The organism is Streptomyces sp. NPDC054847 (assembly GCF_053610925.1).
Window position 1 is genome coordinate 1 of record NZ_JBSGZJ010000281.1, and the last position, 9,518, is coordinate 9,518.

At 71.1% G+C, this 9,518-nt stretch carries 12 protein-coding genes; 2 read left to right on the forward strand and 10 right to left on the reverse strand.

Features of this window, described 5'->3' with window-relative positions; genetic code table 11:
• Positions 1-5: 5 nt before the first annotated feature.
• Complete coding sequence (locus tag ACWGH4_RS23960; protein ID WP_453464317.1) at positions 6-887, reverse strand: GntR family transcriptional regulator; 882 nt, start codon at positions 885-887, stop codon at positions 6-8.
• A 150-nt stretch (positions 888-1,037) separates the two neighbouring features.
• Between ACWGH4_RS23960 and ACWGH4_RS23965 the strand changes: the two genes are divergently transcribed.
• A complete protein-coding gene (locus tag ACWGH4_RS23965; RefSeq protein WP_244258216.1) occupies positions 1,038-1,205 on the forward strand; it encodes a hypothetical protein in 168 nt (55 codons plus the stop codon).
• Between the two features lie 31 nt (positions 1,206-1,236).
• Here the strand turns inward: ACWGH4_RS23965 and ACWGH4_RS23970 are convergent, their stop codons facing one another.
• From ACWGH4_RS23970 to ACWGH4_RS23980, 3 genes are read right to left on the reverse strand one after another with little or no spacing between them, the layout of a single operon-like run.
• Positions 1,237-2,481, reverse strand: coding sequence for a GNAT family N-acetyltransferase (locus tag ACWGH4_RS23970; RefSeq protein WP_453464320.1), 1,245 nt, complete (start codon positions 2,479-2,481; stop codon positions 1,237-1,239).
• A gap of 60 nt (positions 2,482-2,541) precedes the next feature.
• Positions 2,542-3,516 carry an asparaginase gene (locus ACWGH4_RS23975; protein ID WP_453464323.1) on the reverse strand — a complete coding sequence of 325 codons (975 nt, stop codon included), beginning with the start codon at positions 3,514-3,516 and terminating at the stop codon, positions 2,542-2,544.
• 45 nt (positions 3,517-3,561) lie between these two features.
• Positions 3,562-4,188 (reverse strand): RsiG family protein, encoded by a 627-nt coding sequence (locus ACWGH4_RS23980; protein ID WP_453464326.1) that lies wholly within the window; start codon positions 4,186-4,188, stop codon positions 3,562-3,564.
• Between the two features lie 168 nt (positions 4,189-4,356).
• Here ACWGH4_RS23980 and dtd point away from each other — a divergent pair, with 168 nt between their 5' ends.
• Positions 4,357-4,794, forward strand: coding sequence for a D-aminoacyl-tRNA deacylase (dtd, locus tag ACWGH4_RS23985; RefSeq protein WP_453464328.1), 438 nt, complete (start codon positions 4,357-4,359; stop codon positions 4,792-4,794).
• A 39-nt stretch (positions 4,795-4,833) separates the two neighbouring features.
• Here the strand turns inward: dtd and ygfZ are convergent, their stop codons facing one another.
• The 6 genes from ygfZ to ACWGH4_RS24015 all read right to left on the reverse strand — a co-directional run.
• The gene (ygfZ, locus tag ACWGH4_RS23990; protein ID WP_453464330.1) at positions 4,834-5,805 is read right to left on the reverse strand and encodes a CAF17-like 4Fe-4S cluster assembly/insertion protein YgfZ; all 972 of its coding nucleotides are present in this window, start codon (positions 5,803-5,805) and stop codon (positions 4,834-4,836) included.
• A gap of 9 nt (positions 5,806-5,814) precedes the next feature.
• A complete protein-coding gene (locus ACWGH4_RS23995) occupies positions 5,815-6,252 on the reverse strand; it encodes a transcriptional repressor (RefSeq protein ID WP_441266800.1) in 438 nt (145 codons plus the stop codon).
• 90 nt (positions 6,253-6,342) lie between these two features.
• Entirely contained in the window at positions 6,343-6,915 is a 573-nt protein-coding gene (locus ACWGH4_RS24000) for an FABP family protein (protein WP_441266801.1), read from the reverse strand.
• A gap of 245 nt (positions 6,916-7,160) precedes the next feature.
• Positions 7,161-8,015, reverse strand: a complete 855-nt coding sequence (locus ACWGH4_RS24005) for a hypothetical protein (protein ID WP_453464335.1) — start codon at positions 8,013-8,015, stop codon at positions 7,161-7,163.
• Entirely contained in the window at positions 8,012-8,815 is an 804-nt protein-coding gene (locus tag ACWGH4_RS24010; RefSeq protein WP_453464337.1) for a hypothetical protein, read from the reverse strand. Before ACWGH4_RS24010 ends, ACWGH4_RS24005 begins: the two co-directional genes overlap by 4 nt.
• On the reverse strand, positions 8,812-9,518 hold a 707-nt coding region (locus ACWGH4_RS24015; RefSeq protein WP_453464340.1), incomplete at its 5' end, for a hypothetical protein. The genes ACWGH4_RS24015 and ACWGH4_RS24010, both read right to left, overlap by 4 nt.

The window sequence follows — 9,518 nt, forward strand, 5'->3', positions numbered from 1 at the left end:
GCTGATCAGCCGTCGAACACGACGTCCGCGGCCAGCGTGCCCCAGAGGCTGTCGAACCACGTCTGCGACTGGGCCACGAACGCCTGGTCCCGCCGTCCCCCGCCGGACTCGAAGGGGAAGAGCGTCGAGTCGCTGCCGAGGGCGTCGAAGATCCTCGTCTCCGCACCGGCGATGCGCTCCGTGCGCTCATGGACGTTGTAGTACGCGAAGAGCGCCTCCGCGCCGTTCAGCAGATAGAGCTTCACAGGCGGCGTGAAGGGCAGCGTCCTCAGCGTCACCTCGACGTCGATGCCCCGGGTCGCCAGGGCCTCGAGGCTCAGCAGCAGTCCCCGCCCGTGACCGTCGCGCCGCACCTGCCAGTGCCGGTGCACCTTGTCGTCGTCGGCAGCCCCCTCCGCCGGCCGCGGGAAGGCCAGCCTCATGTCGTGCGCCGGCACGAGGACCCTGACGCGGACGCTTTCCGGCGTCGCGATCTCCCGCGCCTGGACCCGCCGCAGCGGTTCGGCGAGGGCCTGGTTGAGGGTCTCCGTGGTGAGACAGACCGCGTCGACCCGCACGTTCGGCGCCTCGAACGCCTCGACCAGACGCGGTCCCAGCGCGGCGGCCGTCGTCCTGGGCGTCTCCTCCGCATCCCGCTGAGGCGGGACGGAGACCCGGGCGGGCGCGCCCTTGCCGCCCTCCGTGATCAGACCCGCGTCGCGCAGCAGCTCCAGCGCCTGGCGGACCGTGCGCCGTTCGACGCCGAACTCGGCGGCAAGCTGTTCCTGCGTCGGCATCCGCTCACCGGCTCTCAGCAGACCGGTACGGATGCGATCGGTCAGGACCTCTGCCACCTCACCGTACGAGGGCTTGCCCCGGGCGGCCACTGCCTGTTGCTCGTGGGTCACACCTGAACGCTACAACTTCACCGCGCATGGCGGGAGTTACCAGGGACTTGTTTATCTATCTTGGCCAACCGGGGACAACTTCTACAAGTTGGCTGCCAACTCGGCTGACTTCGTCCACAACTCCCCCTTTTGAGCGTGAGGAGAACAGCCGTGCCTCTGGTGTCCCTGGTCGTCGAGCAGTACGTGCAATGGCGCTTCGGTCTCACGGCCGCATTCGGCCTGGCCCTGCTGACCATCGGTCTCAGGTCCGAGAACTCCACCTGCGCCACCATCGGCGGCTTCCTGCTCGTGGCCCCCGCGCTGACCGCCGGGGCCTGAGCGCGATGCCGTAGGCCCGCCCGCCGAGATCTCAGAACACGTCCGGGCACCAGGGCCGGCGTCCCGTACGGAACAGCAGGTCCGCCCGCGCCACCGCACCCGCGGTGTGCTCGTCGATGCGGCCCAGGGCCGCGAGGCGGGTCGCGGACTCGTCACCCAGGCAGAGCGTGGCCAATTCCCGTACGTCCAGGGTCAGGTCCGGCGACTGCGAAGAGGGCGTGCAGGACGCGCCCGACGGCGACGCGTCCAGCCGGAAGCGGCCGGACGCCAGCGCCGAGTCGTCCCGCACGTCGAGCACCAAGGCTTCCGAGCCCTGGTACGTCCGCGCGGTCAGCACGGCCGGGACGTCCAGGAGCCGCAGCCACAGGAAATCCGCCTGCGTGACGATCCGCGCCGCACGCGGGTCGGGCAGCAGGTGGGGCAACAGGTCGTCCGGGGCGCGTCGGCCGGAGCGGACCGTGGTGATCCAGTCGACCGAGCAGACGAAGCGCCACAGGGCGCGCTCCGCGGCCGGGCTCAACGCGATCATGTCGCGCACGGCGGCCGTGTTGAGCGGCTGCTTGCCGTCGCCCCACTTGTCGTCCGCCGAATACGTCAGCAGCCCCTCGACCGTGCCGTCCGGCGAGCGGTACACGGCGTAGAACGGCTCCGTCCACGGATGCGCGGGAAGCTGCGCCAGGCCGGTGTTCACCCGCCACCAGCGCTCGTCGCGGTCGACGACGCCGTGCTGCGTGGCCGCCAGCCGCTGATGGAGTTCCGGGCCGAGCTTGCGTACGTCGTCACCGTCGACCAGGTCGATTCGGCCGCCGTCGTCCGGGCCCGCGGCCCGCGGGTCGAGGCCGGCTCGGGGCACGTCCACGGACCACTCGGCAGTGGTGGTGGCCGGGCCGTAGCCGTACCGGCCGTAGATCGGGTACTCGGCGGCGATCAGCGTCGAGACGCTGTCGCCGCGCTCCTTGGCCTCGGCGAGATCGGCGTCGATCATCCGGCTGAGCAGGCCCCGGCGGCGGTGCGTCGGGGAGACCGTGACGTTGGAGACGGCACTCGCCGCGAGCCGTGCGCCGCCGACCGTGGTGAGCTGCTGGGCGAAGGAACGGTACGTCGCCACACACCGGCCGGCGTCGAACGCGCCCCTGACCCTGCCGAGGTCCGTACCCGCCCGGCGGTCGGCCACTTCCTCGTCGGTGACCACCGGCGGCCGGAGAAAGCCCGTGGCCAGCGCCCTGAGCCAGTCGGGGTACTCGGACTCGGCGATCAGGCGCGTTTCGACAGTCATGGACACCACGCTAGGCGGGCGGACAAAGCCGCCGCATCCGGATTTCCGCCGCCACGGGCGTCAGAACGCCGCCCGCACCGACCCGACCTCGACGCCCCCGCCGAGCAGCGGCAGGTGCCCGATCCGGGCCACCACGGGCGAATCCACGCCCATCAGCGTGAGCGTCCGCGCCAGCACGGGCCCCAGCGCCCGGGTGGAACCGTCGTCGATCTTGAACGCCAGCGCCCGGCCGTCCGCCAGCGCCACCGCCTGCACCGCCTCCGCACCCATCTTGGAAAGCGTGCCGGGCACCTCGCGCATCAGCCAGGTGTCGGGCCGGCGGGTACCGGCGACGTACTCCGGGTGGGCGCGCATCGCGTCCGCGACGCGGCGCTCTGCCGAACCGGGCGCGGCGAGCACGAAGTGCCGGAAGGCGCGGGCCAGGCCCGTCAGGGAGACGGCCATCAGCGGTGCGCCGCAGCCGTCCGTGCCGACGGCGCCGACCGGTTCGCCCGCCGCGTCCTCGACCACCGTGCGGACCAGCCGCTGAAGGGGGTGGGCGGCGTCCAGGTAGCCCTTGCGGTCCCAGCCGTTCACGGCGCAGACCGCGAGCATGGCGGCGTGCTTGCCGGAGCAGTTCATGGCGACCTTGTCGCGCACCTGCCCCGACGCGAGGTACGCCTCGGCCTCCACCGGGTCGAGCGGCAGGTCCGCCGGGGTCAGCAGCTCGTCGGCGGTCAGCCCGTGGCCGGCGAGCATCTTGCGTACGAGCTCGAGGTGGAAGGCCTCGCCCGAGTGACTGGCCGCGGCGAGCGCCAGGCGCTCCCCGTCGATGTCCAGCCCGGCCCGCAGCACGGCCGCGGCCTGCATCGGCTTGTTGGACGAGCGAGGGAAGACGGGCAGCGACGGGTCACCGAGCGCCAGTTCCACGCTGCCGTCCGCGGCCAGGACGACGAGCGATCCCCTGTGCCGGCCCTCCACGAAGCCGGAACGCACCACCTCGGCGAGGACCGGGGCTATGGCGGCGGCGTGGCTGGAGGAGGACGAGGAGGACATCGGCGGCCTTCCGGGGCAGGGGATCCGCCCACCGGAAGGATCGCTTCACGTGAGCAGGTCGTCTACTTGTGCTTCGCCTTCACGGTACCTGCGGGCGATCTCGGCGCTGCAATCGTCGGCCGTCCGCTGGAGCAGCCGGCGGCGGTGCGAGACCTGCTGCTCGTAGCCCAGCAGCCGGCCCATCGCCGTGTGCAACTCCTCGTCCGTGCGGGCGTCGAGGTCGGAGAGCTGGACCTCGTCGAGCATCTCGGAGGCGAGCCGCCGGTACTCCTCGCCGCGCGGTGTGGAGAGCGTCACATGGCGGGCGGAGGACCCGCGTGTGGACGGCGGGTCGGCGAGGATCTCCGACAGCCGGTCCACGACCAGCCGGTCCACCACCGGTGTCCCGGGTGCGTCGCCGGCCGTGCCCGGGTCCTTACGGCGGGCCAGCTCGGCCCGGAGGATGTCGATACGGCCCTGGACCAGCCGCCGCACATAGCTGAGGTCGGCCTCGTCGCGCTGCGAGTCCCGGCGCAGGGTGCGCAGCTCGGGCAGGCGCAGCGCGGTGAGGTCGTGCACCGGGTGCGCGGGCAGTTCGGCGCCACTGCGCTGCCGCGGCGGGCGGACCGCGGAAGCGGAGTGCGGCCGGATCGGTACGGGACCGAGCGACTGCCCGGCGCCAGAAGTGCTCATGTGCGTGTGTCCGTCCCCTCGACCGGTGCATGGTCCTTCCCGGGCCCGGAGGGCCGAGGGGTTGCACCGCCTTCGTGCATGGTGCCACTCCGATACGTCCCCTTGCAGGCGCATCGCACCCGTTCGGCCCTGAATGGCGGCCCGGACGGCCCCGATAGGTTGCTCCGTATGCGAGCAGTGGTACAGAGGGTCGACGGCGCGAGCGTCGTGGTGCCCGGCGAGTCGGGACCGGAGACCGTCGGTGAGATCACCGGCGAAGGGCTGTGTGTGCTGGTGGGGGTCACGCACACGGACACCGAGGAGAAGGCGGGGCAACTGGCCAGAAAGCTATGGTCGGTTCGTATGCTCGAGGACGAGAAGTCCTGCTCGGACGTGGGCGCCCCCCTGCTGGTGATCTCGCAGTTCACCCTCTACGGGGACGCCCGCAAGGGTCGCCGCCCCACATGGAACGCGGCGGCCCCGGGCCCGGTGGCCGAGCCGCTTGTCGACGAGGTGGTGGCGCAGCTGCGGGCGCTCGGCGCGCACGTGGAAACGGGCCGGTTCGGAGCGAAGATGCGGGTCTCGCTCACCAACGACGGCCCGTTCACCGTGCTGATCGAGGTCTAGGGCTCTCGTTCGGACCGGCCCCGGCGGCGGTCGTCGGCGCTACGGCTCGACGACCGTCTCCTGCGCGGCCGCCGTGTCGCCGGCCAGCAGCTCGGCGTCCACCGGCACGTTCCGCTTCACCAGCGCGAGCGCGATCGGCCCCAGCTCGTAGTGGCGGGCGGACGTCGTCACGAAGCCGAGCTGGCGGCCCTCGGCCCCGTCGGAGGCGAGGCGGACGGGGGTACCGGGCGGGGGCAGGTGCACCTCGCTGCCGTCCAGGTGGAGGAAGACCAGGCGGCGCGGCGGCTTCCCCAGGTTGTGGACACGCGCGACGGTCTCCTGCCCGCGGTAGCAGCCCTTCTGGAGGTGCACGGCGCTGCCGATCCAGCCCAGCTCGTGCGGGATCGTGCGGTGGTCGGTCTCGAACCCGAGACGCGGACGATGGCTCTCCACCCGCAGCGCCTCGTACGCGAGGATCCCCACGGCCGGCCCTGCCTCCCCGGCGAACGCCTCGAGGCCGGCGCGCGGCAGGAACAGGTCGCGGCCGTACGCCGTCTCCCGTACGACGACGCCTTCGGGCACCTCGGCGATGGACCCCGCCGGCAGGTGGACGACCGCGAATTCGTCGGTTCGGTCGGCGACTTCGGCCTTGTAGAAGAACTTCATCGACTCCAGGTAGGCGATGAGCGCCTCGCGCGTGCCCGGTTCGACGTGCGCCCAGACCGTCTCGCCGTCGTCGACGAGATACAGGGCGTGCTCGATGTGACCGTGCGCGGAGAGGATCAGCGCCTCCGTGGCCTGCCCGGGGGACAGCTCGCTCACGTGCTGGGTGAGCAGCAGATGCAGCCAGCTCAGCCGTTCCTCGCCGGTGACGGTGACGACCCCGCGGTGCGACAGGTCGACGAAACCCTTGCCGTCGGCGAGGGAACGCTGCTCACGGAACAGGTCGCCGTAGTGCGCGGCGACCCCTTCGTCGCGCCCTTCGGCGGGGACCGCGCCGGGCAGGGACAACAGTGGGCTGGTCGATGACATGGCCCCAGCCTACGACTCGGCTCCCGCGGCCTTCGCCGTGCAGTCCTTGCAGCGCCCGAAGATGGCGAAGTGCTTCATGTCCGTCTCGAAGCCGAACGTCTCACGCAGCTTGGCGGTGAACTCCGCGGCGACCGAGACGTCCGCCTCGATCACCTCCGTGCAGTCCCGGCACACCAGATGGAGGTGGTGGTGCCGGTCGGCGAGATGGTAGGTGGGCGCGCCGTGCCCGAGATGGGCGTGCGAGACGAGGCCCAGCTCCTCGAGCAGCTCCAGCGTCCGGTACACCGTGGAGATGTTCACTCCGGACGCGGTCTTGCGCACCTCGCCGAGGATCTCGTCCGGCGTGGCGTGCTCAAGGGAGTCGACGGCCTCGAGGACAAGCTGGCGCTGCGGGGTCAGCCGGTAGCCGCGCTGCCGCAGATCGCTCTTCCAGTCGGTGCTCACCACGCCCCCAGTGTAGGCAGCGCGCACCGTCCGGCGGCCGTCCGGTGCGAAGAGGATGTCCTGCCGGCGGAGTGCCGTGTCCGAGAAAGAGCCCTACTTGAAGAAGGCGATGCCGTCGTCGGGCAGGTCACCGAGGTCCTTCGCCCACGACTCGACCTGCTCGGGGGTGACGACCTTCTTCAGGTGCGCCGACATGTACGGGCGCAGCGACACCTCGGGGGTGGCCTTCTCGCCCACCCACATCAGGTCGCTCTTCACGTAGCCGTACAGCCGCTTGCCGCCGCTGTACGGGCCGGAGGCCGCGGTGCGGGCGACGGCGTCCGTCGCCAGGTCGATCTGCGGCTTCTGGTGGGCGAGCTCGCCGTACCAGATCTCCACGATGCCCTGGTCACGGACCATGACGACCTCGACCTTGCGCTCCTTGTCGATGCGCCAGTAGCCGGACTCGCTCTCCAGCGGCTTGACCTTGTTGCCCTCGGTGTCGAGGACCCAGGAGTGCGAGACGTACTCGATGAAGTCCCGGCCGTCGTGGCTGAAGGTCACTGACTGGCCGAAGTTGCACTTCTCGGCGCCGGGGAAGTCGGCGACGCCCGCGCCCTCCCACGTGCCCAGCAGGAACGCGAGGGGGACGAGGTCCGGGTTCAGGTCGGACGGGATCTCGATCATGAGCAGCTCTGTCGATCTCTAGGGTGTCGAGTGGTACGGGTCCCGAGGGTACGGGTGACTACCGCTGGCCCTGGTACAGCTTCTTCACGGTCAGACCGGCGAAGGCGAGGACGCCGACGCAGACCAGAACCAGCAGAGCTTCGAAGAAAACGATCACGGGGTGCTCCTCGAATGAGCGTGGAGGCGAAAGCGGGCCGGGCCCCAGCTTAGTGGGCGGGTGCCCGGCCCGTTCTGTGAGGTCCGCGTCAGCCGAGCAGCTGGTTCTGCAGGACGACGGTCTGGTGGAAGGGCACGAGCGGGGCCTCACCCTTACGGGAGACCACGACCAGGGCGACGATGTCGCCGGCTGTCATGTCCGCGTGCCTGACGTGGACGGGCCCGCGGGGCGTGGCCTCGTCGTATACGTAACGCTCCGTGGAGGCCACCTTGGCGTCGTTGCCGTACCCCTGGTCGTACGAGGCCATCTCCTCGACGTCCACGAGTCGGACCATCGTGTCCGGCGCACCGCCGAGCTGAGCGCGGAAGTAGTTCCCGGCGAGTGCCGAGGTGTGGAAGCGAAGCAGGAAGATCCGCACCGATGTGCCGTCGGACATCGACCAGCCGCGCGCCGCGATGTGGCGCAGGCCGCCCTCGGTGAGGTGCTCGCGCAGGTCTTCCCTGCTGTCCTCGGCGTACTCCTGCAGATACCGCTCGACCGGCACCCTGCCGCGCTCGCCCCGCAGAGTCGGATCCGCCGTGGCACCCGTCGGCGCCGGAAGCAGCAGCTGCTCCAGGTCCGCGTAGTGGATCTCGCCCGGGTTCTCCTGGACGAAGGGGAGCGGGGCGCCGGGCGGCAGCACCGGCTTGGTGAGCTTCGGGTAGTCCCAGCGTCCGTCGCCCAGCGTGGACAGGCCGGGCACCTCGGTGCGCTCCTGGGAGGCGATACCGAAGGCCGTGCCGGTTCCGGCCGCGGCGAAGACGAGCACGGCGGCCGTCCAGCGCAGCACAGCCCGTACCTTCCGCCGGTTCCGCGGGGCGGGGGACACGGCGGGCGCCGGGAGCAGCGCTTCGGACTCGGGCGCGGACTCGGGTGCCGTCGTAACGGCGGTCTGGTCGGTCACACGGACTCCCCGGGCGAAGCGATGTGGTCGAGCTGGTCGCGGAACATCTCCGCGATGGTCCCCGTGGGCAGCGACTCGGAGCCGTACGCGTAGGTGGTCACCAGGATCTCGCCCACATGGGCGGTGCAGACCATGGCGTCCAGCTCCAGGTCGTCGTTCTCCGGCAGCAGATGGCACACGGCCTTCGGATGCCCCTTGACCTTCGGGCCCTTCCGGAACACCCCGAGCGCGTCGGCCATCTCCTTCCGGATGTCCGCCATGTCCCGGACCGCCTTGCTGTTCTCCATCTGCGCCAGCCGGGTCTCCACGATGTACGTTCCGTCGATGTCGCGGTAGCTGCGTGCGGCGAGGCCCTTGACGCGGAGCTTCTCGACGGCCTTGTCGTGCCGTTTGCGCTGCGCGCTCGGCAGGCCGCGCGATCCTTGCTTGAACAGTGCGACGGCGCGCTCGGCGCCGAGCGAACTGTCGTTGCCGTACTCGTCCATGTCCGGACCCGCCACGTACCGGACCGACAGGGGCAGCAGCTGGGCGGCCAGTCCGGTGGGCTCCGCCGCCGGGAAGTCCAGCTCCGGATGCTCGGCGGGCTCCGCCCAGATGACGGTGGGCGCGCTGCGGTCGGCGCGCTTCAGGGCCGACCAGCCCCAGGCGCCCGCGCCGGCGAGAAGGGCCAGGCTCACGGCCGTGGCGACGAGCGCCACCGGCGGTCGGCGGCGGGGGCTGCCGGGGGCGGTCCGCTCGGACTCGGGCTGCTGCGGCTCTGCGTGCTCGGCCTGCTCGGCCTGCTCGGTCTGCTCGGTCACAGTCGCTCCAACTGACGCTTGGCGAGCGACTTCAGGTCCTTCTCGTCGACCGGTCCCGAGTTGTTCGCGTACTCGATGATCATCACGACATCACCGCGCCAGGCCACCGCCCGGCCCTGGTACAAAGGCTCGTATCCCGCCTCGCGCAGGGGTTCGTCGAAGACGTACGTACGGGCGTTGCTGCTGCCGGGCACGGGCTCTCCCTCGTTGCCCGCCCAGTCGTCGTCGCTCATGTACGCCTGCTGACCCTCGCCGAACCGCTCGGCGTTGATCTCCGTGGTCTCCCGGAACTGCACCAGACTGATGTCGACGTAGACCTTCCCGCCCTGCGACCAGCTGACCGTCGCGGCCCGGCGGAAGTCGTGCTCCGCCAGGTCCTCGAACATGTGGTCCTCGTCCTCGAACCAGGTCGCGAAGGAGAAGAGGTCCTCCAGCTGGGCCTCCTGCTCCTCCTTCGCGCCCTTGGGCCGCGGGACCAGCAGCTGACGGAGATCGCCGTCGGTCTTCACCCAGCGGTTCACGGACACCGACCTCGCGGTGGTGTCGCTGCCCGCCCGGACAGGTTTCGGGGTTTTGATCTCCGGCTGCGAGAGCACCGGCAGCGGTGTGGGCTCGCGGTGGTACTGAACGGTGTAGCCGGTGGCCGCTCCCGTCACCACGCCGAGCGCCGCGGCGGCCGCGATCAGCGACGCGGTCCGGCCGC

What these genes read in the sequence shown, in the direction of transcription:
- ACWGH4_RS24000 (WP_441266801.1), bottom strand. Translation starts at nt 6,915, where the DNA reads ATGATCGAGATCCCGTCCGACCTGAACCCGGACCTCGTCCCCCTCGCG.
- ACWGH4_RS23970 (WP_453464320.1), bottom strand. Translation starts at nt 2,481, where the DNA reads ATGACTGTCGAAACGCGCCTGATCGCCGAGTCCGAGTACCCCGACTGG.
- ACWGH4_RS23980 (WP_453464326.1), bottom strand. Translation starts at nt 4,188, where the DNA reads ATGAGCACTTCTGGCGCCGGGCAGTCGCTCGGTCCCGTACCGATCCGG.
- ygfZ (WP_453464330.1), bottom strand. Translation starts at nt 5,805, where the DNA reads ATGTCATCGACCAGCCCACTGTTGTCCCTGCCCGGCGCGGTCCCCGCC.
- dtd (WP_453464328.1), top strand. Translation starts at nt 4,357, where the DNA reads ATGCGAGCAGTGGTACAGAGGGTCGACGGCGCGAGCGTCGTGGTGCCC.
- ACWGH4_RS23975 (WP_453464323.1), bottom strand. Translation starts at nt 3,516, where the DNA reads ATGTCCTCCTCGTCCTCCTCCAGCCACGCCGCCGCCATAGCCCCGGTC.